General features: G+C 55.8%; 23 protein-coding genes. 15 read left to right on the top strand and 8 right to left on the bottom strand.

Annotation, left to right across the window (positions count from 1 at the left end):
* The first annotated feature begins 76 nt into the window (after nucleotides 1-76).
* The 11 genes from N9C89_RS02540 (at nucleotide 77) to N9C89_RS02490 (ending at nucleotide 11,226) form a co-directional block, all read left to right on the top strand.
* Nucleotides 77-550 (top strand): transcriptional repressor, encoded by a 474-nt coding sequence (locus N9C89_RS02540; RefSeq protein WP_263952269.1) that lies wholly within the window; start codon nucleotides 77-79, stop codon nucleotides 548-550.
* Complete coding sequence (locus N9C89_RS02535) at nucleotides 547-1,323, top strand: metal ABC transporter ATP-binding protein (protein WP_263952268.1); 777 nt, start codon at nucleotides 547-549, stop codon at nucleotides 1,321-1,323. The genes N9C89_RS02540 and N9C89_RS02535 overlap by 4 nt, the downstream gene beginning before the upstream one ends.
* The gene (locus tag N9C89_RS02530; RefSeq protein WP_263952267.1) at nucleotides 1,316-2,110 is read left to right on the top strand and encodes a metal ABC transporter permease; all 795 of its coding nucleotides are present in this window, start codon (nucleotides 1,316-1,318) and stop codon (nucleotides 2,108-2,110) included. The genes N9C89_RS02535 and N9C89_RS02530 overlap by 8 nt, the downstream gene beginning before the upstream one ends.
* A 223-nt stretch (nucleotides 2,111-2,333) precedes the next feature.
* Complete coding sequence (locus N9C89_RS02525) at nucleotides 2,334-2,684, top strand: hypothetical protein (protein WP_263952266.1); 351 nt, start codon at nucleotides 2,334-2,336, stop codon at nucleotides 2,682-2,684.
* The gene (locus N9C89_RS02520) at nucleotides 2,677-4,947 is read left to right on the top strand and encodes a NosR/NirI family protein (RefSeq protein WP_263952265.1); all 2,271 of its coding nucleotides are present in this window, start codon (nucleotides 2,677-2,679) and stop codon (nucleotides 4,945-4,947) included. The genes N9C89_RS02525 and N9C89_RS02520 overlap by 8 nt, the downstream gene beginning before the upstream one ends.
* Entirely contained in the window at nucleotides 4,940-6,853 is a 1,914-nt protein-coding gene (gene nosZ / locus N9C89_RS02515) for a TAT-dependent nitrous-oxide reductase (RefSeq protein ID WP_263952264.1), read from the top strand. Before N9C89_RS02520 ends, nosZ begins: the two co-directional genes overlap by 8 nt.
* A gap of 3 nt (nucleotides 6,854-6,856) precedes the next feature.
* Nucleotides 6,857-8,110, top strand: a complete 1,254-nt coding sequence (locus N9C89_RS02510) for a nitrous oxide reductase family maturation protein NosD (RefSeq protein ID WP_263952263.1) — start codon at nucleotides 6,857-6,859, stop codon at nucleotides 8,108-8,110.
* Nucleotides 8,107-9,006, top strand: coding sequence for an ABC transporter ATP-binding protein (locus tag N9C89_RS02505; RefSeq protein WP_263952262.1), 900 nt, complete (start codon nucleotides 8,107-8,109; stop codon nucleotides 9,004-9,006). The genes N9C89_RS02510 and N9C89_RS02505 overlap by 4 nt, the downstream gene beginning before the upstream one ends.
* Entirely contained in the window at nucleotides 9,006-9,824 is an 819-nt protein-coding gene (locus tag N9C89_RS02500; RefSeq protein WP_263952261.1) for an ABC transporter permease, read from the top strand. The genes N9C89_RS02505 and N9C89_RS02500 overlap by 1 nt, the downstream gene beginning before the upstream one ends.
* The gene (locus N9C89_RS02495) at nucleotides 9,821-10,348 is read left to right on the top strand and encodes a nitrous oxide reductase accessory protein NosL (protein WP_263952260.1); all 528 of its coding nucleotides are present in this window, start codon (nucleotides 9,821-9,823) and stop codon (nucleotides 10,346-10,348) included. Before N9C89_RS02500 ends, N9C89_RS02495 begins: the two co-directional genes overlap by 4 nt.
* Nucleotides 10,345-11,226, top strand: coding sequence for an FAD:protein FMN transferase (locus N9C89_RS02490; protein ID WP_263952259.1), 882 nt, complete (start codon nucleotides 10,345-10,347; stop codon nucleotides 11,224-11,226). The genes N9C89_RS02495 and N9C89_RS02490 overlap by 4 nt, the downstream gene beginning before the upstream one ends.
* Here the strand turns inward: N9C89_RS02490 and arsC are convergent.
* The gene (gene arsC / locus N9C89_RS02485) at nucleotides 11,223-11,630 is read right to left on the bottom strand and encodes an arsenate reductase (glutaredoxin) (RefSeq protein ID WP_263952258.1); all 408 of its coding nucleotides are present in this window, start codon (nucleotides 11,628-11,630) and stop codon (nucleotides 11,223-11,225) included. The genes N9C89_RS02490 and arsC overlap by 4 nt on opposite strands.
* A gap of 236 nt (nucleotides 11,631-11,866) precedes the next feature.
* On the bottom strand, nucleotides 11,867-12,559 hold the full coding sequence (rpe, locus tag N9C89_RS02480; RefSeq protein ID WP_263952257.1) for a ribulose-phosphate 3-epimerase: 693 nt from the start codon (nucleotides 12,557-12,559) through the stop codon (nucleotides 11,867-11,869).
* Nucleotides 12,560-12,725: 166 nt separating this feature from the next.
* On the opposite strand from rpe, the gene deoC reads away from it, so the two are divergent.
* Entirely contained in the window at nucleotides 12,726-13,736 is a 1,011-nt protein-coding gene (deoC, locus tag N9C89_RS02475) for a deoxyribose-phosphate aldolase (RefSeq protein WP_263952256.1), read from the top strand.
* A gap of 3 nt (nucleotides 13,737-13,739) precedes the next feature.
* Complete coding sequence (locus N9C89_RS02470; RefSeq protein ID WP_263952255.1) at nucleotides 13,740-16,109, top strand: aldehyde dehydrogenase family protein; 2,370 nt, start codon at nucleotides 13,740-13,742, stop codon at nucleotides 16,107-16,109.
* Between the two features lie 16 nt (nucleotides 16,110-16,125).
* Here N9C89_RS02470 and N9C89_RS02465 read toward each other — a convergent pair whose 3' ends face one another.
* Genes N9C89_RS02465 through N9C89_RS02455 form a run of 3 tightly spaced genes read right to left on the bottom strand, consistent with a single transcriptional unit; the run spans nucleotide 16,126 to nucleotide 17,877 of the window.
* The gene (locus N9C89_RS02465) at nucleotides 16,126-16,779 is read right to left on the bottom strand and encodes a DUF1523 family protein (RefSeq protein ID WP_263952254.1); all 654 of its coding nucleotides are present in this window, start codon (nucleotides 16,777-16,779) and stop codon (nucleotides 16,126-16,128) included.
* A gap of 7 nt (nucleotides 16,780-16,786) precedes the next feature.
* On the bottom strand, nucleotides 16,787-17,056 hold the full coding sequence (locus N9C89_RS02460) for a hypothetical protein (protein ID WP_263952253.1): 270 nt from the start codon (nucleotides 17,054-17,056) through the stop codon (nucleotides 16,787-16,789).
* A 26-nt stretch (nucleotides 17,057-17,082) separates the two neighbouring features.
* Nucleotides 17,083-17,877 (bottom strand): alpha/beta hydrolase, encoded by a 795-nt coding sequence (locus tag N9C89_RS02455; RefSeq protein ID WP_263952252.1) that lies wholly within the window; start codon nucleotides 17,875-17,877, stop codon nucleotides 17,083-17,085.
* 145 nt (nucleotides 17,878-18,022) lie between these two features.
* Here N9C89_RS02455 and N9C89_RS02450 point away from each other — a divergent pair, with 145 nt between their 5' ends.
* Together N9C89_RS02450 and N9C89_RS02445 are read left to right on the top strand one after the other, a co-directional pair.
* Nucleotides 18,023-18,562, top strand: coding sequence for an RNA polymerase sigma factor (locus N9C89_RS02450; protein WP_263952251.1), 540 nt, complete (start codon nucleotides 18,023-18,025; stop codon nucleotides 18,560-18,562).
* On the top strand, nucleotides 18,559-20,529 hold the full coding sequence (locus N9C89_RS02445) for a vWA domain-containing protein (protein WP_263952250.1): 1,971 nt from the start codon (nucleotides 18,559-18,561) through the stop codon (nucleotides 20,527-20,529). The genes N9C89_RS02450 and N9C89_RS02445 overlap by 4 nt, the downstream gene beginning before the upstream one ends.
* A gap of 120 nt (nucleotides 20,530-20,649) precedes the next feature.
* Here N9C89_RS02445 and N9C89_RS02440 read toward each other — a convergent pair whose 3' ends face one another.
* From N9C89_RS02440 to glcF, 3 genes are all read right to left on the bottom strand, one after another.
* Nucleotides 20,650-21,117, bottom strand: coding sequence for an Hsp20 family protein (locus N9C89_RS02440; RefSeq protein WP_263952249.1), 468 nt, complete (start codon nucleotides 21,115-21,117; stop codon nucleotides 20,650-20,652).
* 141 nt (nucleotides 21,118-21,258) lie between these two features.
* Nucleotides 21,259-22,065, bottom strand: a complete 807-nt coding sequence (locus N9C89_RS02435) for a trypsin-like serine peptidase (RefSeq protein WP_263952248.1) — start codon at nucleotides 22,063-22,065, stop codon at nucleotides 21,259-21,261.
* A 56-nt stretch (nucleotides 22,066-22,121) separates the two neighbouring features.
* The gene (glcF, locus tag N9C89_RS02430; RefSeq protein WP_263952247.1) at nucleotides 22,122-23,432 is read right to left on the bottom strand and encodes a glycolate oxidase subunit GlcF; all 1,311 of its coding nucleotides are present in this window, start codon (nucleotides 23,430-23,432) and stop codon (nucleotides 22,122-22,124) included.
* Nucleotides 23,433-23,435 lie beyond the last annotated feature (3 nt).

Below are 23,435 nucleotides of genomic sequence, written 5' to 3'. Positions count from 1 at the left end.
TCCAGTTTGATTCGGAAAATTTTTGCTAGACTTATCTGTGATAATATAACATATCAAGCCCCAACAAGGAGGCCCCATGGCGCATATCGGATTCGAAACCCACGATCATAAAACATGCATTCGCAAAGGCGTTGCAGAGGTCGATGCTCTCTGTAAGGACCGCAAGCTCCAGTTCACGCCCGTACGCAAACGCGTGCTTGAGATATTGCTTACCGAACACCGCGCGGTCGGGGCTTACGAGATCCTCGACACCCTGCGGAAGGAAGACATGGGAAGCCAGCCGCCTGTAGCTTATCGGGCGCTTGATTTTCTTGTATCCAACGGGTTTGCCCACAAAATCGAACGGCTCAACGCCTTTGCGGCCTGCATGCACCCCGGCGAAAATCATTCACCGGCATTCCTCATATGCAGAACATGCGACAGTGTCGCCGAAACCCAGTGCGAGCCAATCCTGATCGATGCCGCCGCCGAAACTGGATTTATTGTCGAGCGCACCGTGGTTGAAGCACTGGGCACTTGCCCGAAATGCAACAACGAGGCATCCGCGTGAGGCTCATAGAAACCAGCGGCCTTACCGTACGCTATGGCCGCAAGGACGCTTTGGTTGATGTGGATTTTCATATCGATCGCGGCGAGATCGTAACGCTCGTTGGCCCCAACGGTTCGGGAAAATCGTCGCTCGTGCGGGCACTGGTTGGAGCGATTCCACCGTTCAAAGGCAATGTGAAGCGCAAAAACGGCCTACGCATCGGATACGTCCCGCAGAAACTCCATATTGATCCAACGCTGCCGATTTCGGTGAAGCGCTTTCTTGGCCTACCCAAACGAAAGCCTAGCGCCACAATTGAAGCCGCGCTTGCGAGCGCCGATGTCGCCCATATTGGCGACTCGCAAATGACAAACCTCTCCGGCGGACAGTTTCAACGGGTTCTCTTGGCGCGGGCGTTGCTGGAAAATCCTGACCTGTTGTTGCTTGACGAGGCCACTCAAGGACTAGACCAGCCAGGGGCCGCCGCCTTTTATCGCAAGATCGAAGACGTGCGCACGGAACTCGGCTGCGCAGTTTTGATGGTCAGCCATGATCTACATGTGGTGATGAGCGCTTCAGATCGGGTTGTTTGTGTAAACGGGCATGTTTGTTGCCACGGCACCCCTGATATTGTGGCCTCTGCGCCAGAATACCGAGCGCTTTTTGGCTCTGGAACCGGTGGTGCGCTGGCGCTTTATCGACATCAACATACCCATAGCCACGATGACGGCTGCGATCATGATCACGATCACAGCCAAGCAAACTCCGCAGAGAAAGAGGGCGCCGATGCTTGACGATTTCATGATGCGCGCGCTTCTGGCGGGCTTGGGCGTTGTCATTGCTGCTGCGCCGCTTGGCTGTTTCGTCGTCTGGAGACGCATGGCCTATTTCAGCGACGCGACCTCCCACGCCTCGATCCTCGGGGTGGCGTTGGCACTTGGCTTTTCTGTTCCGATATTCGGCAGCGTTCTTGTCGTGGCGCTTTTGGTAGCGCTCCTCGTTTGGTTTGCCAGCGACAAGGGGCACTCGGTCGATACGATGCTTGGCGTCGTCGCCCATTCCGCGCTTGCCTTCGGGCTCGTCGCGGTGGCCTTCATCGACGGTGTTCGCATTGATCTTATGGCCTATCTCTTTGGCGAAATCCTTGCCGTCAGCAAAACAGACCTCCTCTGGATTTGGGGCGGGGCACTGTTGGTGCTGGCGCTTTTGGCATGGCGGTGGTCTGCACTGCTGACCGCAACGCTCAACCGTGATCTGGCCTACGCAAGCGGCATCGACCCAAGGCGCGAACAGCTTATCTTAACCATCGCGTTAGCGCTTGTTGTGGCTGTCGCCATCAAGGTTGTGGGGGCGCTTCTTATTGGCGCTATGCTAATCATTCCTGCCGCCGCAGCGCGCCCTTTGACCAAGACTCCAGAGCTAATGGCCGTCGGAGCAACACTGATTGGCGCCGCCTCCATGGCAGCAGGCCTACGCGTTGCATTTATTTATGACACCCCCGCCGGACCAACAATTGTGTGTACTGCCGCGCTCTTTTTCCTCATTTCAAACGGCATTTCTTGGGTGCGGCAAGCGGCATAAAATCCCGCACTAAGAGACACTTGCTCCTAATCGCGGGCCTCCTCCACTTACGTAATAACTTCGCAATGCTCTGGCTGTTGATCTAAGTCAATACTGCCGGAGCTTTGCTTCTTTAGAGTGTGCGCGACTCTAATTCGTTATGTGATATATGTTTGCGCACCCTAAATTTTCCACGACTATGGTCGTCCGGCCGGACGGTCGGAGAATTGCGGCTTTCGCGCATATGCTCCTTATCACGACCCTCGCGCTGTTCATTGCTCTTGCAAACAGTGGCATGGCAATGGGGCGATCTACTTCCTTTATCGAGATTTGCGCGGACGGCGGCACGCAGCTGATTGCCCTTGAAGCCGATGAAACCGAGCCGAACGCCGAATGTATCCATTGCTCGGTCTGTATGCTCAATGCATCAAGCCCAATCCTCGACACCGCACAGCACTTCGACATCTCGTTTAACACCATGCCCGCTCAAAGCGTCGCGTTAAATGCGCGTGACATTTGCGTGCTTAAACCTGCCTTGCAACATCCAAGCCGTGCGCCGCCAGTGCAGCCATTCAAAAGAGATTTCCATGCCTGATTGTTCTGCCACTCTATTATCTCCCCTACCCCGCGTACAAAGCCTATTCCAACGGGCACGCGCGGCGAGTCTTACCGCTCTCTTTTGCCTTGCATTTGTATTGGCCAGCGTGTTGGCCTCTACTGCGCAAGCGCAATCAATCCTCGAAAAATTCATAGCCGACATTCCCGCGTCCGAGTTTATCGAAGGCGCTACCGCCTATGGTGAAATCCGCGACGATGTGCCGGTGGCCCCGATCCTTAATGGCAGCGATCTCCTTGGGTACGCCTACATAACCTCTGATTTCGTTTCGACCACGGGGTACTCGGGCAAGCCCATCCATGTGATGGTCGCGATTGACCCTGATGCCAAAATCCTTCGCGCCGAACTTGTGAAACATTCCGAACCGATTGTTCTGATCGGGATACCGGATTCCAAGATCAAGGCTCTCACCGAATCCTACAAAGGCATTGATATCGTCGCAGAGGCGGCGGCTGGCGGATCGGCCCATGATCTCGAGATCATATCCGGCGCAACCGTGACGATCATGATCATCGACGACTCGATTGTGCGTTCCGGCCTAAAGGTGTCGCGCGCACTTGGTTTGGGCGGCCTTGCAAATGATGACGCCGAGAGCGGCCCGACTCACGTGCTCAATATGGATGAACGCAGCATCAACGACTGGGCAACAATGTCGGGCGACGGCACGATCCGCAGACTGACAATCGACGTTGGCCAAATTAACGCCGCGTTTGAAGCAACCGGCGATCCGCGCGTCTTGAAATATGCCGAAAAGGGCGACCCAGAAGACACCTATATCGACATGCATACCGCCCTTGTTTCGGCGCCGAGCATTGGCCTGAGTCTGATGGGTCCAAACGAATACGGCAACCTTGAGGATTGGCTCGAAGAGGGCGAGGAGGCCATCCTGATCGTTGGGCGCGGCATCTATTCTTTCAAAGGCTCTGGTTATGTGCGCGGTGGTATTTTTGACCGTATCCAACTTATTCAAGGCGATATTTCGGTGCGTTTTCACGACCGTCAGCATCGCCGCCTTGGTAGTATTGCTGCGCCAGATGCGCCAAGCTTCACCGAGCTTGATGTTTTCAAAATTCCAGCTGATGCAGGGTTTGACCCAACAAAACCATGGCGCATTCAGCTTTTGGCCCAGCGCGCCGTTGGCCCGGTCGAGAAATCTTTCCTGACCTATGATCTGGGGTACATCATCCCCGATCAATACCTCACACCGCTCGCGCCACCTGCCCCTGCTGTGGAAATCAGCACTCCTGACGACGATCAGGCTGCTCGCGCGGAATTGTGGCAACGTATCTGGAAATCCAAAACGCTGGAAATCGGCATCCTTGTCGGCATGCTCGTTGTTCTGACCGGTGTGTTCTTTTTCCAAACCCAAGCAACCCGCAATGCGCGCGCCTTCTACTGGTTCCGCATGGGCTTTCTTGTGGTCACGCTGGTATTCCTCGGCTGGTCGCAGAACGCGCAACTCTCTGTTGTGAACTTGATGGCGCTCGGACAATCGCTTGTGACTGGGTTTACTTGGGACGCATTCCTGATGGACCCGCTGGTGTTTATCCTCTGGACGTCGGTTGCGGTGACACTTCTCTTCTGGGGACGTGGCGGTTTCTGTGGCTGGCTCTGCCCGTTCGGGGCACTGCAGGAACTCTCGAACCAGATCGCGCGGTTCTTCAAAGTGCCGCAGTGGACTCTTCCTTGGGGGCTGCATGAGCGGCTTTGGCCAATCAAATATATCATCTTCCTCGGGTTATTCGGCGTTTCGATCGTGTCGATCCCGCTCGCCGAACAGTTGGCCGAAGTTGAACCGTTCAAAACCTCAATCATCCTGAAGTTTGTGCGCAGCTGGCCATACGTTCTGTTCGCCACAGTCATCCTTGGGCTCGGGCTCTTCATCGAACGGTTCTACTGCCGCTACCTCTGCCCGCTTGGCGCGGCGCTCGCCATTCCCGGACGCCTGCGGATGTTTGACTGGCTCAAGCGCTACAAAGAATGCGGCAATCCCTGTCAGACCTGCGCAAACGAATGCTTTGTTCAGGCGATCCATCCGACAGGTGAAATCAACCCGAATGAATGCCTGTCCTGCCTGCACTGTCAGGTTCTGTATCAGGACGACCAGAAATGCCCCGTCGTCATCAAGAAAGTGAAACGACGCGCAAAAATGGCCAAAGGTTCCGCCGCTGTCGGCGAAACACTGGGCCGTTTCCCAGACCACCCAAATACACTCGCAAGTAAGGGAGAAAACCATGTCTAAAGACAATGAAGTAAAAGAAGGCGTCTCACGTCGCGACGTCCTGACCGGCCCACTGAGAGGTGCGGTTGCTGCTGGTGCAGTCGCCGCTGTCGGCGGGGTTGCACTGACACCCCAACAAGCAAAAGCAGCTGGCGGCGAAGTCGCTCCGGGCGAGCTTGACGAATATTATGGCTTCTGGTCCTCGGGCCAGACAGGCGAGCTTCGTATTATGGGCTTCCCGTCCATGCGCGAACTGATGCGTGTGCCTGTGTTCAACCGTTGTTCGGCAACCGGTTGGGGCCAAACCAATGAGTCGCTGAAAATCATGACCGAAGGCCTTTTGCCGGAAACCAAAGAGTTTCTCGCAAAACGCGGCATGAAAACCTATGACAACGGCGATTTGCACCACCCGCATATGTCGTTCACTGACGGCACATATGATGGCCGCTACCTCTTTATGAACGACAAGGCCAACACGCGCGTGGCACGTGTACGCTGTGACGTGATGAAGTGCGACAAGATCATCGAGATCCCCAACGCCAAGGCGATTCACGGTCTGCGTCCGCAGAAATTCCCACGCACGGGTTATGTCTTTGCCAACGGCGAAGATGAAACACCGCTAGTCAATGACGGCAGCATTCTCGACGATCCATCGCAATACGTGAACATCTTCACCGCGATTGACGGCGATACAATGGAAATCGCGTGGCAGGTGATGGTCTCGGGCAACCTCGACAACACCGACTGTGATTATCAGGGTAAATATGCCTACTCCACTTCGTACAACTCGGAAATGGGTATGAACCTCGCCGAGATGACAGAGAACGAAATGGATCACGTTGTCGTCTTTAACCTCGCCGAGATCGAAGCAGGTATCGAAGCGGGCGATTATCAGGAAGTTAAAGGTGTGAAGGTGATTGACGGGCGCAAAGGCTCTAACAAGAACTACACACGTTATATTCCGATCCCCAACTCGCCCCACGGCATCAACACAGCACCGGACGGCAAGCACGTTTGTATCAACGGGAAGCTCTCGCCCACCGTGTCGATCATGGATGTGACAAAGCTCGACGCCTTGTTTGAAAGCGACGTTGATCCGCGCTCTTGCATCGTTGGTGAACCAGAACTGGGTCTTGGCCCGCTCCACACCGCGTTCGACGGTCAGGGCAACGCCTTCACCACTTTGTTCCTCGACAGTCAGATCGTAAAATGGAACATCGACAAAGCCATCGCAGCCTTTAATGGCGAAGAGGCTGACCCGATCATTTCCAAAGTGGACGTGCATTATCAGCCTGGCCACAACTCGACTTCGATGGGCGAGACCAAAGAGGCCGATGGCAAATGGCTGATCTCGATGAACAAGTTCTCCAAAGACCGCTTTATCAACGTTGGTCCGTTGAAGCCGGAGAACGAGCAGTTGATCGACATATCCACCGATCAGATGGAAGTGGTTCACGATGGACCGACATTTGCGGAGCCGCATGACTCGATTATTGTGCGGGCCGACATCGTTAATCCCGTCAATGTATGGGATCGGAATGACGTAACTTGGGAAGACGCCCGCAAACAGGCCGAAGCCGATGGTGTCGTCCTTGAAGAAGGCGCCGAGGAGCCGATCCGCGATGGCAATAAAGTGCGCCTCTATATGACTAGCCAAGCGCCGATGTTCAGCCACGAGAAATTCACCGTCAAACAGGGCGACGAGGTTACAATCTTCGTAACCAACCTTGATGACGTGGACGATGTGACCCACGGCTTCTGCCTCGGCAACTATGGCATCGCATTTGAGATCGGACCAATGGCCACCGCCTCGATCACCTTTACAGCTGACCGTCCAGGCGTTCACTGGTTCTATTGCCAGTGGTTCTGTCACGCACTCCACATGGAGATGCGCGGCCGGATGCTCGTAGAGCCAACAGGCGCATAAATCATGCGTTGGTCCCTGCTCATATCGCTCTTGTTTGCGTCGCCTCTTTGGGCGGCCGACTGGGACGTGCCCAATGAAGCAGGGGCCATCGCCCGAACACTGGCGCAGGCGGCGGATGGAGACACTCTCCGCCTGAGCTCCGGAACATATTTTGAAACGCTAGTGCTTGATCGGCCCATTACAATCGACGGCATGGGCAAGGCCACAATAGATGGCCAAGGTGAAGGCAGCGTTATTACCGTCACTGGCGCTGATGTTACCATTCGCGGTTTAACCGTAATCGGCTCCGGCTCTGACCATCAGGAAATCGATAGCGGCATTCAGCTCAAGAAAACAGCACGCGCTGTGATCGTTGAAAACAACTCCATTCTCGGCAACCTCTACGGCGTGGACATTCACGGTGCCAAAGACAGCATCGTGCGAAACAACCGTATCGAGGGCCGCCAAGACCGCCACATGAACTCTCGCGGCAACGGCGTTTACGTTTGGAATGCGCCAGGTGCGGTGGTCGAAGCCAACGATATCCGCTACGGGCGCGACGGGATATTCGTGAACACCTCGAAAAAGAACCGCTTCTCTGGCAACCGGTTCCGTGATTTGCGGTTTGCAGTTCACTACATGCACGCCCACGACAGCATCGTTTCCGACAATATCTCTCTCGGGAACCATCTCGGCTACGCGATCATGTATTCAAACTCGGTCGAGATTGTCGGCAATCTCTCCGTGGGCGATCGCGACCATGGCATTATGATGAATTACACAAACAAGAGCATCGTAAAGGACAACACCGTCTTGGAAACGGGCGACAAGTGCACATTCATCTATAACGCCCACAAGAACAGCTTTAGCGGCAATCGGTTTGAGGGGTGTGGCATTGGCATCCACTTCACCGCCGGCTCCGAACGGAATGATATCTTCGAGAACGGCTTTATCAACAACCGCACACAGGTCAAATATGTCGGCTCGAAATGGGTTGAATGGAGTCTGGAAGGGCGCGGAAACTATTGGTCAGACGGCAGCGCCTTTGATCTTGATGGCAACGGCATCGCCGATGCTGCCTATCGCCCAAATGACGTTATGGACCATGTGCTCTGGAGCCAACCCGCTGCGAAATCCTTGCTTGGTTCGCCCGCGGTGCAGCTCATCCGCTGGTCGCAATCGGCATTCCCCGCGCTGCTGCCCGGCGGGGTAATCGACAAGAGCCCGCTGATGGCGCCGCCTACCCCTGAAATACCTTCATGGAAAGAACGCTCATGACCCCGCTTCGCATTCAAAATGTCAGCAAAACCTATGGCGACTTCCGCTCCGTTGACGATGTCTCGCTGATGGTAAACCAAGGAGAGCGCGTGGCGTTGCTAGGCCAGAACGGCGCGGGCAAAACAACGCTAATGCGGATGATCCTCGGCCTCACGAAGCCTAGCGGCGGCAAACTCGAAGTGCTTGGCGGCGGTGCTGGATCACGCGCCGCACGTGCGCAAATCGGGTTCCTGCCGGAAAGTGTAGCGTTTCACGGCGCGCTAACCGGAAGGGAGCAGCTTCGCCACTTTGCACGTCTTAAATCCGTTTCGACAAAACAAGCCGACGACTTGCTTGAGCGGGTCGGGCTCTATGAGGCTGCTGATCGGAAAATCCGCACCTACTCTAAAGGGATGCGCCAGCGGGTCGGACTTGCACAGGCGCTTCTGGGAACGCCCAAACTCGCACTTCTAGACGAGCCGACAAGCGGGCTTGATCCGATTTCGCGCCACGAGTTCTACGACATCGTCGAGGAGCTTTCACAAGCAGGAACGGCGATCCTGCTGTCTTCGCACGCCCTAACCGAGCTTGAGACCAGAACAGACCGGATCGCCATTATGAACAAGGGCAAGCTTCTGGCTGACAGCAGCTTGCGCGACCTTCGGGACTCCGCGCGCCTACCGATCCGAGTTGATATCTTCACCATCGCTCACGAGGCGGATCGCGTTGCCGCTGAAATCGGCGGCGAGCGTATCAATGGCCGCTCCGTTACCCTGACCTGCCAGCAAGAAGACAAGCTCAAGCTGGTCAGTCGGATTTCTGCGTTTGGGCCGATTATCGAAGATGTCGAAATGACACCGGCCAGCCTCGAAGACCTGTATCGTCACTACAGCCTTTCAGCACAGGAGGCATCGTAATGTTTACTTTACATGTCGCTCGCCTTGAACTGCTCATCGCGCGTCGCAACCTTTGGGTTGCCACTTCAATTTTGCTGATGACCCTCTTTGCCGCTGTCCTGACCCTCGCCGGCTCCGCGCCAAGCGGAACGTTAAACGTTAGCCCGATCACCATTGCGGCCAGCTCAATAACCACGCTATCGGTATATCTCGTGCCGCTGATCGGGTTGCTCCTCTCGTTTGACGCAATCGCTGGCGAAACCGAACGCGGTACGCTGGCACTGAACCTTACCTACCCGCTGTCGCGTGCCGAACTGTTGCTCGGGAAATTCCTTGCGCATTTCGCGGTATTGGCCGCGGCAATTGCATCTGGATTGCTGGTCTCAGCGCTTCTGGTCATCTGGTCTCATGGCTTGAGCGGACTTGATTTTACACCCCTCCTCCGTCTCTTTTTCACGGCGCTTGCTCTGGGCGCGGCTTTCCTCGGTATCGGTTACGCGATCTCCTCAAGTGTGCGCCAACCATCTGTTGCCTCGGGGCTGGCGATCTTTGTGTGGCTGGTTTGTGTTGTGCTCTATGACTTGGGTTTGCTGGGCGCGCTCGTCGCTGACGATGGTGGGTATTTCACCAAGAGCGTGTTTCCGTGGATGCTCGTTGCAAACCCCGCTGATGCGTTCCGCCTCCTCAACACGCCGGACGCTGCTGTTTCGGTGCTAACAACTGGCGTTGGCGCGGCGGGCATGGCGACAAGCACGGTCGGGCAGCTTATCTCAATTCTGGGCTGGCCCGTGCTTGCTTTGGCAATCGCTTGGACCCGTTTGAGGAGGATCGAGCCATGAGAGCCGCTATCGCACTTGCATCGCTTCTTGCTCTTGCCGCGTGCAAAGAAGACTCGGCAAATCTCGAACTCCCCGATCCGCGCGAACTCACCGAGGACGCAGCAGGCCATTATTGCCAGATGTTCATCCTCGAACATGAAGGCCCGAAGGCACAAGTATTCCTTGCAGGAATGGACAACCCGCTCTGGTTTAGCCAAGTCCGCGATGGCTTGGCCTATCTGCTTTCGCCTGAACAAGACGGCGAGGTACGCGTGCTCTATGTAAACGACATGGCGCTGGCCAACAGCTGGAGCGATCCGGGCACGAACAACTGGATAAATGCCAATGACGCCTTCTATGTCTTGGGATCTGATGCAATCGGCGGCATGGGTGCGCCCGAAGTCGTTCCCTTTGCCCGAGAAGCCGATGCAATGGCATTTGCAAAAACACGCGGAGGCAGGGTCGCCGCACTAACAGATATTCCCGTTGCCGAGGTCCTCGCACCCGTCGAATTCACCTCTGCCGATCAGGAGCCAGACACATGATTACACGTCGCCGCATGCTTTCCATCCTCGCTGGTGCCACGGCCCTTCCTTTGGCTGGTACAGCAACCGCCAACACCCAGACTTGGCGCGGGGTCGCCCTTGGTGCCGAGGCGCGGATCGTGCTGGATCACCCAAAGGCGGAGACGCTTCTGCCGCTTGCGGTTTCTGAAATCCATCGACTTGAACACATCTTCAGCCTCTATCAGAACTACAGCGAGCTTTCCCGCTTAAACAGGCAAGGCAAGCTTACAGCACCCTCGCAAGAGATGGTGGAGTTGCTTTCAATCGTGGGACACGTGCATACCCAGACAGAAGGGGCTTTCGATCCAACAATCCAGCCTCTTTGGGCGCTCTATGCACAGTCGTATGCCAAGGGTGCTGCACCGACTGAAGCCGAAATTCAGACGGCCAGATCGATCACCGGATGGAACAACATTCGCTTCGACAGCGCGCAGGTTTCGTTCAACAAACTAGGCATGGCGCTAACGCTGAACGGCATCGCGCAGGGCTACATCGCTGATAAGGTCGCGGCACTCCTTCGTGCGAACGGCGTGCACGAAGCCTTGGTGAACACAGGTGAGATCGTAGGGCTTGGCGATTGGCCTGTTCAGACACCCGCTGAACGCCTCGCGCTCTCCAATCAGGCCGTCGCAACTTCCGCAATCCGAGGTACTGGCTTTGACCAAGCAGGCAAAGTCGGCCACATCCTCGACCCGCGCACCGGATTGCCAGCAACCGAAAACAACACCGTTTCGGTCTTAAGCCAGTCCGCCGCGATTGCAGATGGGCTTTCAACCGGTTTTTGCATCCTGCCACGCGATAAGGTCGAAGCCGCCATACGCAATATGCCAGACGGATCGCGGGTTATCTTTGGCTAGCGCGCAAGCGCGATCATCGAACCGTTTTCCTTCGTGAACTCGCGCGGCGCTGTCGGGCCCAGTACCTCGGCAATCCGCTCAAACGGACGACAAAGTACCGTGCCATTATCTGTGGTCACGAACGGGCGCTCGACCATTTTGGGATGTTCAATCATCGCGTCAAGGATCGCGCCTTCCGAAACATCCTCTGCAAGAAGTCCTAGTTCCTCTGCGGGAGTGCCGCGCGTGCGCATGGCATCGCGGGCAGTAATTCCAGCGGCCTCAAAAAGCGCCTCGAGCTGCGAGCGAGTCCAGCCAACTTTTAGGTACAAAATCACCTCGGGCTCTTCGCCAGCTTCTTGCAAAAGTTTGAGTGCGTTTCGCGACGTGCTGCAGGCAGGGTTGTGATAAATCTTTGTTGCCATCTATGGCCTCCATTTGATGCGCAGGGGGATCAGCCAACCAAAGTAAAAGGCCGCAAACATTGCGCCGAAAAACTTAGTTACCCAGATTCCGAAATATCTGCAGGCTGAACACCTGTGGATGTATCGGAAAATCCGCGCGCAATGGCAACAGCCCTGCCTACGACCAGCAGTGTGCTAATTGTTGCGCCCTTAAACCGTTGAGTCTGCGGGAAGCGCACTGCGAATTCGTGCTTCGCCTAGGATTGCGCCGCTGTTGCCGCGTCCCGAATGGCGCGGATATTTTCGCCATAAGGCGCAGGGTCAGCAACGCTTCCCCCGCCGAAAACCGCCGATCCAGCAACCAGAACATCCGCACCAGCAGCAGCCACAAGCGGCGCGGTTACCGGCGTTACGCCTCCGTCGATCTCAATATGGATCGGGCGATCACCAACCTTGGCGCGCAAGGCCTCGACCTTGGCAATCTGGCTTTGAATGAACTTCTGACCGCCGAACCCGGGGTTTACTGTCATCACACAGATCAGATCGACCATATCCAATAGGTAATCCACGGCCTCGACCGGAGTCCCAGGATTAAGCGCCAACCCCGCCTTTGCCCCTGCGCCACGAATAGCTTGGAGCGTGCGGTGAATGTGCGGGCCGGCCTCGGCATGTGCGGTGATGATATCCGCGCCAGATGCGGCAAACGCTTCGATATATGGATCAACCGGCGCAATCATCAGGTGAACATCCATCACACCCTTGATATGCGGACGAATTGCTTTGCACGTCTCTGGGCCAAAGGTGATGTTGGGCACGAAATGCCCATCCATCACATCCACATGGATCCAGTCCGCGCCCTGCGCTTCGACGGCCTCGATCTCTGCGCCAAAGTTGGCGAAATCGGAGGCAAGGATGGATGGGGCGATTTTTATGCTGCGGTCAAAGCTCATGTCTGTCTCCGTGGGCTAGGCGGTTTGGCAAGTCTCTCGCCCCCTGTTAGCGCGGTTTGCCTCTCTTGGGAACAGGGCGCAGCACACAATACTTGACCAATTGGTCAAACTTGCAATAGCACAGAAACCATGAGACGCTTTGCGCCTGCCAATATCGGAGTTCCACATGGAAAACCAAGCCACCGCTACCGCCAGTTCCGACACCAAGTCTGCTTCGCAACTGCCCCAACTCCATGAGCCGCGCAATGCCGGTATGGAGCTTGATATGGATTGGGTTGCCGCCGCACAGGCCAACACATCCGCCATTGAACGCCGCGCAAAAACACTTCCAGGACGGCGCTCGGTCAAGAAGGAGTATCAGGCCGCGTGGCTCCTGAAGGCGATCACAATGATCGACCTCACAACACTTTCGGGCGACGACACATGGGGACGCGTGCGCCGCCTATGTGCCAAAGCTGCTCATCCGGTGCGGCAGGACATTCTCGACGCGCTCGACATGCCGCCAATCACAACAGGCGCGGTTTGTGTTTATCACGATATGGTCGAAACCGCGGTCAAGGCACTTGATGGGACCGGCATTCCCGTTGCCGCTGTTTCCACGGGCTTTCCCGCGGGTCTCTCGCCGCTTCCCCTAAGACTACAGGAAATCCGCGAGAGCGTTCACGCAGGTGCCAAGGAGATTGATATCGTCATATCCCGCCGCCACGCCCTTACCGGAAACTGGCAGGCAATCTATGACGAGATGCGCGCCATGCGTGAATCCTGTGGTGACGCTCATGTTAAGGCGATTTTGGCCACAGGCGAGCTCGGCACTCTGCGCAACGTCGCCAAAGCAAGCCTTGTGTGCATGATGGCAGGCGCTGATTTCATCAAAACCTCAACGGGCAAGGAGCCAGTGAATGCCACTCTGCCCGTAAGCCTTGTGATGATCCGCGCCATCCGCGCCTATCACGCGCGTACGGGATTCCGTGTCGGGTACAAACCTGCGGGCGGGATTTCCAAAGCCAAGGATGCCCTCACTTACCTTGCCCTCATCAAGGACGAACTCGGAGACCGCTGGCTTCAGCCAGACCTCTTCCGCTTCGGCGCAAGCTCGCTTCTGGGCGACATCGAACGACAACTCGAACATCAGGTCACCGGCCGCTACTCCGCCGATTACCGCCACGCGATTGGATAGATTATGACCGTAAACGTGAAAGAGGTTTTTGACTCCATGACATATGGCCCCGCGCCCGAAAGCAGCGCCGAGGCCATGGCGTGGATCAAAGAAAAAGACGGCAAGTTCGGCCATTTCATCAATGGTGAGTTCACCTCCCCTGCCAAAGGCTTTGCAACGCGCAATCCAGCAACAGGCGAAGAGCTCGCGATAATTTCGCAAGCAGGTAAAGCCGAGGTGAACAAAGCCGTTTCCGCTGCCCGCGCGGCATTCCCGAAATGGTCCAAGACCAAGGGGCATGAGCGCGCCAAGGTGCTTTATGCAATCGCCCGCCTTTTGCAGAAACACGCGCGCCTCTTTGCTGTTCTGGAAACACTCGACAACGGGAAACCGATCCGCGAAAGCCGCGATATCGACATCCCGCTTGTCGCGCGACATTTCTATTTCCACGCTGGCATGGCGCAGCTCATGGAAAGCGAACTGCCCGAGGCAGAGGCAATCGGCGTTTGTGGGCAGGTCATCCCGTGGAACTTCCCGCTTTTAATGCTCGCGTGGAAAATCGCGCCTGCCATCGCAACCGGCAATACCGTTGTGTTGAAACCGGCGGAGTATACCTCGCTCACCGCACTCCTCTTTGCTGAGATCTGTGTAGAAGCTGATGTACCGAAGGGCGTTATCAACATCGTAACGGGCGACGGGAAAACGGGCGAAGCCATTGTCACGCATGAGGACGTGGACAAAGTTGCCTTTACCGGCAGCACCTCGGTTGGCCGCAGAATCCGCGAGGCCACCGCAGGGCAAGGCAAATCCCTCACGCTCGAACTGGGCGGCAAATCCCCTTACATCGTATTCGAGGATGCCGATATCGACAGTGCCATTGAGGGGCTTGTTGATGCGATCTGGTTCAATCAAGGGCAAGTCTGTTGTGCAGGGTCACGCCTCTTGGTGCAGGAAGGTATTGCGGAAGAATTCTATGCCCGCTTACGCAAACGTATGGCCAGCCTTCGCATCGGCGATCCACTTGATAAATGCATCGACGTAGGTGCAATCGTTGATCCAGTGCAGCTTGAAACCATCACCAACCTCGTGAAAACCCATGGCGGTGATGGCGAGGTCTATCACGCTCCTTGCGACATGCCTGTCGAAGGTTGTTTCTATCCACCAACATTGATTACCGACCTGCACAGCGCCTCGCCGCTCATGCAGGAGGAAATCTTCGGGCCTGTCCTCTGTGCTACAACGTTCCGCACCCCCTCTGAGGCTGTGCAGCTTGCCAATAACACGCGCTATGGATTGGCCGCCACGCTCTGGACGGAGAACATAAACCTCGCACTTGATATCGCGCCAAAACTGGTTGCGGGCGTTGTTTGGGTCAATGCAACCAACCTCTTTGATGCGGCCGCCGGATTTGGCGGACGTCGCGAAAGCGGTATGGGCCGCGAAGGCGGCTGGGAGGGGCTTGCTGCCTATACAAAACCCAAAACCACGGCGAAAAAACTTGCACCAGTCGCTCCGATTGCCGCGCCGAAATCACCGGTTGTCGATGGGCTTGATCGTACTGCAAAATTCTATATCGGCGGGAAACAAGCGCGCCCAGACGGCGGCTACTCAAAACCTGTCTATGGGCCGAAAGGCCACCTGCTGGGTCACGTCGGCATCGGTAATCGCAAGGATATCCGCAACGCGGTCGAAGCTGCGCACAAAGCCGCTGGCTGGGCCAAGACAACGGGGCACCTGCGTGCGCAGATCCTTTACTACATCGCCGAGAACCTTTCAGCGCGTGCCGAGGAATTTGCCGCGCGGCTCGGCGAGATGCAGCCCAAAAGCAAGAAACATAGTGGCAAAGCCGAGGTTGAAGCCACGATTTCTCGTTTGTTCACCTATGCGGCATGGGCCGACAAATACGACGGTCAGGCCCACGGGGTTCCGATCCGTGGCGTTGCATTGGCGATGAAAGAACCGGTTGGCGTGATCGGCGCCCTGTGTCCGGATGAGGCGCCGCTTCTTGGCGCGATTTCAGTGATGGCTCCTGCGATCGCAATGGGCAACACCGCAATCCTTTGCGCAAGCCAAGCCTTCCCCCTTGCCGCAACCGATTTCTATCAGGTGCTCGAGACATCAGATGTTCCTGCGGGTGTGGTAAGTATCGTGACAGGCGACCATGCCGACCTTGGGAAAACGCTGGCCGATCACATGGATGTGGATGCAGTGTGGAGTTTCTCCTCTACGCCTGACTTGACGGCAACTCTAGAGGCAGCATCGGCATCTAACCTCAAGCGCACATGGCTTAACCAAGGCCAAGCGCGCGACTGGTTCGGCAAAGATGGCGAAGGCCGCGAGTTCCTTGGGCACGCCACCGAGGTCAAGAACATCTGGGTGCCTTACGGAGAGTAGGCCATACGGCGAATAATCAGGGTTTGCGGCGTGTCAGCCGCGCCCACCAGCTTCGCGCCTGATCTTTGGCGGCGTCAGCGCGCTGATCCACGGCCTCAATCGTATTGTTGGCATCATCCAGCAAAGGGTCAATCTTGCGCTCCTTGAACTGCACCCAAACCCGCCAGAGCCAAAACACAAACGCCACACAGAGCAACAGAATGATAATGCTCATCCACGGGATAAGCCGCACATCCGGCCCCTCAACCACCTTGAACTTGATGGCATTCGGATAGATCGACAGGAATTCGCTGCGCCAACCATAATGTGTTATCGCAACCCAAACTGGTGCATCGCGGGTCGAAACAAGATCGGCAGCCTCCGCGTGCATGTTGGAACTGTCGATTTTAAAGTAGGGCGGCCAGCCGAATAACCCAGTATCCTCATTGCGGAAAACCTTGACCTTTCCGCTCTCGAAAACCGTATTGATAAGCCGCAGATCGCGGTTGGCTTGAGGGGAATTTCCGCTATCCGGCTCGGCATAGAAAAACCGGTTCGCCCCTGACAAATCCGTGCGAATGACTTCAGTTCCCGTAATCCGAACGATGTCACGCTTGGGAAGATTGTAACTAAAAAACGCAACAACAAGCGCCGCAAGAAGGACCCAGAAAGTTATTTTTACGTAGCGCATGACGCCCTCAGTTAAAATTTATAAAATACATCACAGCAACATAGAGCAGAAGCGGCACGATATACACTAGCAACAGAAGTTTACGCAACGGCGACTTCCGATACTCCTTCATACCTGCTTCAACATAGGCATCGCGATCGCCGGATTGCACCTCTTGGTCAAATTCTTTTTCCAGTTCTTCGCGGCGAAGCGAGAATACGTACCAACGCATAATGAAGTAGATCACCGTCAGGACAGCAAAACCAAGAAGCGACGCCCGCAGAAATGAAAACAGCATTTTAACTTCGCCTTTCTAGCAAGCCGCTAGCCCAAAATCGCGCGCAAAAGGGGATGCCGCGCGTCCAAGAGCCCGTCGATCACATCGAAATGGTGCTTGCCCTCCTCAATTTCGCAAACCGTGTCAGGCCAAGCCTCCGAAAGCCAGCGCGCCTGATCAAGAAACGCCGGGCGCTCTTCCGCGCCAACCCACACAGTCACGGGGGCAGGATGAGCTTTATTGCGCAGAATTGGGCTTTCACTTGCGGCCTCTGCTTCTGTCAGGTGCAGGTCATCATTCAGGTCCGCATGCATCAGCGGCCGTAAATCCGACAATGGCGATATGGGCACAACATTTGTAATCCGCTTGGCCACCTCTTCGCTCACACCATCATCGCACAACATCCGCGCCACAAGGTGCCCGCCCGCAGAATGCCCCGCCAGAACAATCGGGCCATCAATCAGCGTAGCTGCCTTCTCGATCGCAACTTTAATGTTCGCAGTGATCTCGGAAATCGTGACCTCTGGTGCCAAAGGATAGCCAGGCATCGCAACGGCCCAGCCCTCGGCCAATGCGCCACTTGCAAAATGTGACCATGTGGAGCGGTCAAACGCCCGCCAATACCCACCATGCACAAAGACAAACAGCCCCTTCGCCTCTCTTTCCGGTCGGAATAGATCAAGCTGCGCGCGCGGATGATCACCATAGCGAACACCAATTTCAGCGCGCCCTGCTTTGCTCAACTCCTCGCGAAATGCCGCTGCCTGCGCCTCCCATTTCGGCGGATATGACGCGGCATTTTCAATATATTTCGCGTTGGCATAGGCGTCGCTTGTGTCCATGAGGGGCTCCTGTCGTACAACGATCTAACTCTGCGTGTGGGCGCGGCGGGATGCAAGCAATTCCGCGCGCAATACGCTCTGTAGATTTTTTCCACGCGATACCAAGGATTGACCCACGGCGCGCGTCATACTTTATGTGATGTTGATGGAAACCGATGACGAAACACTTGCGCTCGCCGCTGCGAACGGAGACGGCGAGGCATTTGGCTTGCTGCTTCGACGGCACTACGACAGGCTTTTTGGTCTGTGCTGCCGCCTTGCTGGCAACACAACAGAAGCCGAAGACCTCACGCAGGACATTTGCGCAGCGCTTCCCGCCAAACTCGCGAACTTCCGCGGCGACGCAAAGTTCACAACTTGGCTCTATCGTGTGGCCATCAACGCATCACATGATCGACGCCGCCGCCGCGCCACCCATGCCCGCGCCGCGAACAACTGGGGCGATTGGGAACTGAACCGCGTGGCCGAAAACGAAGAAGCCGCACAACAATCAGATTGGCTCGCGACGGCGATCTCCACATTGCCAGTAGAGCTTCGTGATACAGTGATCCTTATCCTCGGCGAAGAACTGACACAGGCGCAGGCGGGCGAAATTCTATCCGTTTCCGAAGGCACAATCGCGTGGCGGATGTCTGAAGTGAAGAAACACCTGCGCGCATACCACCAAAAGGAGGGCTATCCATGAGCGATGATCTCAAGGCCCTAAAGGCACTCTTGCAAGACACACCCGCCCCTGACGCGGAGAAAAAGCACGAGAATATAGCGCTGGCGGAAAAAAACTTTGCCGACCTCCAAGGATCGCGCGATGGCGCGCGTCCTACTTCTGAGACCAAGCCCAAGAGGGGCTGGTTAAACACAGGAGTAAGAGCATTGCTGAATTCCCTCACCACACGCGGCGCGCTGGCCGCAACCACATCTGTTGCAACCCTCGGGCTGGTGGTTTTCGTACTACTACCGCAAGGCGGCTCGGAAGGTTTCTTGCCCAAAAAGGCCAAGGCCCCCGAAGATGTTTCAACCGCTATCGCAACCGAAGAGATGGCGGCCGAGAGCGAGCCAACTTTGCAATACCTCGAAGCGCCAAAAGAAGGGCAGCTTGAAATCCTCGAGCAAGTTCAACCCGCGCCACGGGCCTCGGTCGCTGCTGACCGCATGATGGCAACCGGCGGCGCGAATGGTCAAATTCGTCCTGTCCATCCGATTGCGAACTTCGAAGACCACAACATTTCGCGCCCGATGCCGGAATTTGACGCTGACGGCGAAACATACGCGAACGAAGCGCCAAACCCGCTCAAGGTGACACGCGAAGAGCCGGTTTCAACGTTTTCGATCGATGTTGATACAGCGTCTTATTCGATTATCCGTTCCTCGCTCACCAACGGCTATCTCCCTGATCCAGAGGCGGTGCGCATCGAGGAAATGATCAACTATTTCCCCTATAACTACCCAGCACCCGCTGGCGATGTGCCGTTTCAGCAAACGGTAACAATGATTGAAACACCTTGGAATCCTGACACAAGCCTTGTTCATATCGGAATTCAAGGCGAAATGCCGGTGATCGATAACCGACCGCCACTCAACCTTGTTTTCCTTGTGGACACTTCTGGCTCGATGAACCAGCCGGACAAACTCCCACTCTTGAAACAGAGCTTCCGCCTCATGCTCGGTCAATTGCGGCCCGAAGATCAGGTTGCAATCGTTGCCTATGCTGGAAGCGCAGGTGAAGTTCTTGCGCCAACCGCTGCAAGTGAGTCTTCCAAAATTCTCGCCGCGCTAGACCAACTTGAATCTGGTGGCGGCACCGCCGGTGAGGCCGGTTTGGAACAGGCCTATGCAATTGCCGAGACTATGCAAAAAGATGGCGAAGTTTCGCGGGTCTTGCTGGCCACGGATGGGGATTTCAACGTGGGCATCAGCGATCCAGATGCACTTGAAAGCTTCATCAAAACAAAACGCGACTCTGGCACTTATCTGTCGGTACTTGGCTTCGGGCGCGGCAATCTGAACGATGCCACGATGCAAGCCCTCGCCCAACATGGCAACGGGCAGGCCGCCTATATCGACACACTCGCGGAAGCACAGAAGTCGCTCGTCGATCAACTTACTGGCGCGCTTTACCCGATTGCGAATGATGTGAAAATTCAGGTGGAATTCAACCCCGCAACAGTCGCGGAATACCGCCTGATCGGATATGAAACCCGCATCCTCAACCGCGAAGATTTCAACAACGATAAAGTAGACGCCGGAGACATCGGCGCGGGCCATTCTGTGACCGCGATCTATGAAATCACACCTGTTGGCTCACCCGCGGTAAAGGTTGAGACGCTTCGGTATAGCGACGAAAGCGCCGCCGAATTCGTGCCGAGCGATGAAATGGGCTTCCTCAAATTGCGCTTCAAACGCCCTGGCGAGACGACAAGCGAATTGCTGGAAACTCCGATCAACCGCAACGAGGTTAACGGAAATGATGACGTTCGTTTCTCCGCCGCGATCGCAGGTTTTGGCCAGCTTCTTCGCGATGATACGTATCTTAGTGATTGGGGCTGGGACGAGGCGATTGCGCTGGCCAATGGCGCCAAGGGTCAGGACGAGTTTGGCTACCGCGCCGAAGCCGTAACCCTCATGCGTCTCGCCAAATCTCTGCAAGGCAAATAACAAAATACCCGCCGGAGGCACTTGGCTTCCGGCGGGCTTTCACATCAACTCTGGCTTTCACACGTCCGAGACAGACGGCGGCGGCCTTACTCGTTACAAGTTCTCAAACGCCGCAGCGTATTAGTTCACCGGTTTTGCTTCGATCTTGGGTGACTCTTTCACACCAGAACTCGCAATTTCAATGCGACGCGGTTTAAGCGCTTCAGGGACTTCACGCTTCAGGTCGATCGACAGCATACCATTCTCATGGTTGGCCGCAGTGACATGCACATGCTCTGCCAATTGGAAACGCCGCTCAAATGCGCGGGTTGCGATTCCACGGTGCAGGTATTTCACTTCGGAATCATCGGCTTCCTTCTTGGCTGTCACGACAAGCTCGTTGGCACGAAGCTCTACGGTCAGCTCTTCCGATGAAAATCCTGCAACAGCGATAGACACACGCCACGCGTCATCAGCGGTTTTCTCGATATTGTATGGGGGGTAGCTTTGGCGCGTCTGGTCTGTTGTGCTGACGCGATCCATTAGATCAGCGATTTGGTCAAAGCCAACAGTTGCGCGATAAAGCGGTGTAAGGTCAAAGTTTCTCATGGTCATTCTCCTATTGAGCAACAACGTTAAGGCCTTCCCTCATGGGACAGGCGGTTACAGAGCCCGACTTCGGCACTCCGGTACACTCAATTTGGGAAATGGATTTCTGCGTTTCAAGGGGGCGTAAACGCAGTTTTTCGACTAGGGCCGCACAAATTTCGCGCCAGTTGATTGCTTGAAGCCCTCGCGAACCCCATTGCGCATGATCGGCGCGCCGCGTTTGAAAACACTTGGCGCAGCGGCCATCTCTTCCATCAACACATCAAGCGGTTTTTCGAGCGATGTCCCAAGCGCAACCTGACGCCCGCCCGCTTCCGCGCGCGCAGACACGACCGAAACAATTTCCGGCACACCGTTTACATAGCTGAAGATTGGCGCGCCGGACGCTCCGAAATCAACGTCACAGGACAAAACAAGCGTTTCAAGCCGCAATGCAAGCACATGGCATTCCCGCTGAAGGCTAGGGCTGTCGGCACGGTCATGCGCATAAGAAACCACATCAACCGCCGCACCCTTCTTTGGGTGAACCGAAGTGGTAAACGGCACGATATTCTGATTTCGGATCGGCTGCGAAAGCCGAAGCAGCGCCACATCATTGCGCACGCGAATGGCTGGGTTCTTGGAATCATATTTGTAATCCGGGTGCTTCACCGCATGTGCAACCCAACGATACGCAGACGCCCGACCATTGCGCCACCCCGCGAGGAATTCGATGGTGCGTGGATCAATCGGCTGGCGGGTCACCTTATCAAACAGGCAATGCGCTGCCGTAAGAACAAGGTCTGGCGCAATCAGGGTTCCGGTACACATTGCCGTTTTGTTGATGTTGAGCCGCCCAACGGCTTCCCAGCCACGCCCGTCATCACCAGTTTGAAGGCTCACAAGTTCATTGGCCTGCGCAGGCGCAAACCCGAGTACCAAGAACAAAATCACCAACAACCGACGCATTTGACCTCCAATTAATAGTGGTCTAGTGGCGAGTTAAGGCAGGAATATGACCAAGCCTACCTCAATGATGGCGGTTTTGGTCCTTCGCTCAAAGATGGGGGTTTTGGCCCGCCTGTGGCCCAATCCAGCAACTCCACCGTATGAACAATCGGCGCACCTGCCGCATCACCGATTTGCATCATACAACCGATGTTCCCTGCGGCAATAACGTCAGGCTTTTTCGCCGCGAGTGTTGCCACTTTCCGCTTCTTGAGTTCCCCGGAAATTTCGGGCTGCATCAGGTTGTAAGTCCCAGCAGAGCCGCAACACAGGTGTGGATCAGCAGGCTCGACAACCTCAAACCCCGCATTTTTCAATAGGGTTTTCGGGTGTGTCTTAACTTGCTGACCGTGTTGCAGTGAGCAGGCCGAATGATATGCAACGCGCAATCCCTGTTCTTGTTGTTGGGGAAGGTCGAGCGTCATCAACAGCTCACTCACGTCCATCGCCAATTCCGAAACCTTCGCCGCATCTGCGGCAAGCGGATCGTTGCGGAACATGTGGCCATAGTCTTTAACAGTTGTGCCACAGCCAGAGGTATTGATCACAACCGCATCGAGCCCCTCACCATTTACCTCGGCCATCCAAGCGCGGATGTTATTGGCTGCTGCCGCGTGGCTCTTGTCTTCTTGCCCCATATGGTGCGTGAGCGCGCCACAGCATCCCATACCTTTGGCAATCACAACATCACAGCCCAGCCGCCGCAGAAGTCGGATTGTTGCATCGTTGATATCCGTGTTCAGCGCCTTTTGCGCACAGCCCGTCATCAGCGCCACACGTTTTTTGCGCACGCCAATCGCCGGAAAGACCTGTGCATCATCGTTGCGCGAAACAGGGGGAATCCTCTTAGGCGCCATCTTTAGCATCGCCTTGAGTCGCGCATCGGGCATTAGGAACGCAAAAGGTCGTCCGATTTTGGCTCCTAGCAATGCCAACCGGAACCGCGTTGGATAGGGCAGAATCTGTGCCAGCATCCACCGCAGGGCGCGGTCCATGAAGGGGCGCTTGTAGGTTTGTTCGATATAGGCGCGCGCTTGATCGACAAGGTGCATATAATGCACGCCCGAAGGACAGGTCGTCATGCAGGCAAGGCAACTTAAGCAGCGATCAATATGCTTCACCGTCTTCGCATCCGCTGGTCGACCGCTTTCGAGCATATCCTTGATCAGGTAAATTCGCCCGCGCGGAGAATCCAACTCATCGCCCAACACCTGATAGGTCGGGCAAGTGGCAGTACAAAACCCGCAATGGACGCAGGCCCGTAAAATTTCGTTGGCCCGTTCGATTGCGGGGTCTTTAAGTTGTTCGGGGCTGAAATTCGTTTGCATAGA

It is taken from the genome of Halocynthiibacter sp. SDUM655004, assembly GCF_026015885.1.
GTDB classification, from domain to species: domain Bacteria; phylum Pseudomonadota; class Alphaproteobacteria; order Rhodobacterales; family Rhodobacteraceae; genus Falsihalocynthiibacter; species Falsihalocynthiibacter halioticoli.
The sequence above is the reverse complement of the archived record's forward strand: the minus strand, read 5'-3'. Positions and strand labels throughout refer to the sequence as shown.

Excerpts from the sequence above, each read along its gene's own strand:
- N9C89_RS02540 (WP_263952269.1), top strand. The coding sequence starts at position 77 with ATGGCGCATATCGGATTCGAAACCCACGATCATAAAACATGCATTCGC.
- N9C89_RS02530 (WP_263952267.1), top strand. The coding sequence starts at position 1,316 with ATGCTTGACGATTTCATGATGCGCGCGCTTCTGGCGGGCTTGGGCGTT.
- N9C89_RS02525 (WP_263952266.1), top strand. The coding sequence starts at position 2,334 with ATGCTCCTTATCACGACCCTCGCGCTGTTCATTGCTCTTGCAAACAGT.
- N9C89_RS02520 (WP_263952265.1), top strand. The coding sequence starts at position 2,677 with ATGCCTGATTGTTCTGCCACTCTATTATCTCCCCTACCCCGCGTACAA.
- nosZ (WP_263952264.1), top strand. The coding sequence starts at position 4,940 with ATGTCTAAAGACAATGAAGTAAAAGAAGGCGTCTCACGTCGCGACGTC.
- N9C89_RS02510 (WP_263952263.1), top strand. The coding sequence starts at position 6,857 with ATGCGTTGGTCCCTGCTCATATCGCTCTTGTTTGCGTCGCCTCTTTGG.
- N9C89_RS02505 (WP_263952262.1), top strand. The coding sequence starts at position 8,107 with ATGACCCCGCTTCGCATTCAAAATGTCAGCAAAACCTATGGCGACTTC.
- N9C89_RS02500 (WP_263952261.1), top strand. The coding sequence starts at position 9,006 with ATGTTTACTTTACATGTCGCTCGCCTTGAACTGCTCATCGCGCGTCGC.
- N9C89_RS02495 (WP_263952260.1), top strand. The coding sequence starts at position 9,821 with ATGAGAGCCGCTATCGCACTTGCATCGCTTCTTGCTCTTGCCGCGTGC.
- N9C89_RS02490 (WP_263952259.1), top strand. The coding sequence starts at position 10,345 with ATGATTACACGTCGCCGCATGCTTTCCATCCTCGCTGGTGCCACGGCC.
- arsC (WP_263952258.1), bottom strand. The coding sequence starts at position 11,630 with ATGGCAACAAAGATTTATCACAACCCTGCCTGCAGCACGTCGCGAAAC.
- rpe (WP_263952257.1), bottom strand. The coding sequence starts at position 12,559 with ATGAGCTTTGACCGCAGCATAAAAATCGCCCCATCCATCCTTGCCTCC.
- deoC (WP_263952256.1), top strand. The coding sequence starts at position 12,726 with ATGGAAAACCAAGCCACCGCTACCGCCAGTTCCGACACCAAGTCTGCT.
- N9C89_RS02470 (WP_263952255.1), top strand. The coding sequence starts at position 13,740 with ATGACCGTAAACGTGAAAGAGGTTTTTGACTCCATGACATATGGCCCC.
- N9C89_RS02465 (WP_263952254.1), bottom strand. The coding sequence starts at position 16,779 with ATGCGCTACGTAAAAATAACTTTCTGGGTCCTTCTTGCGGCGCTTGTT.
- N9C89_RS02460 (WP_263952253.1), bottom strand. The coding sequence starts at position 17,056 with ATGCTGTTTTCATTTCTGCGGGCGTCGCTTCTTGGTTTTGCTGTCCTG.
- N9C89_RS02455 (WP_263952252.1), bottom strand. The coding sequence starts at position 17,877 with ATGGACACAAGCGACGCCTATGCCAACGCGAAATATATTGAAAATGCC.
- N9C89_RS02450 (WP_263952251.1), top strand. The coding sequence starts at position 18,023 with ATGGAAACCGATGACGAAACACTTGCGCTCGCCGCTGCGAACGGAGAC.
- N9C89_RS02445 (WP_263952250.1), top strand. The coding sequence starts at position 18,559 with ATGAGCGATGATCTCAAGGCCCTAAAGGCACTCTTGCAAGACACACCC.
- N9C89_RS02440 (WP_263952249.1), bottom strand. The coding sequence starts at position 21,117 with ATGAGAAACTTTGACCTTACACCGCTTTATCGCGCAACTGTTGGCTTT.
- N9C89_RS02435 (WP_263952248.1), bottom strand. The coding sequence starts at position 22,065 with ATGCGTCGGTTGTTGGTGATTTTGTTCTTGGTACTCGGGTTTGCGCCT.
- glcF (WP_263952247.1), bottom strand. The coding sequence starts at position 23,432 with ATGCAAACGAATTTCAGCCCCGAACAACTTAAAGACCCCGCAATCGAA.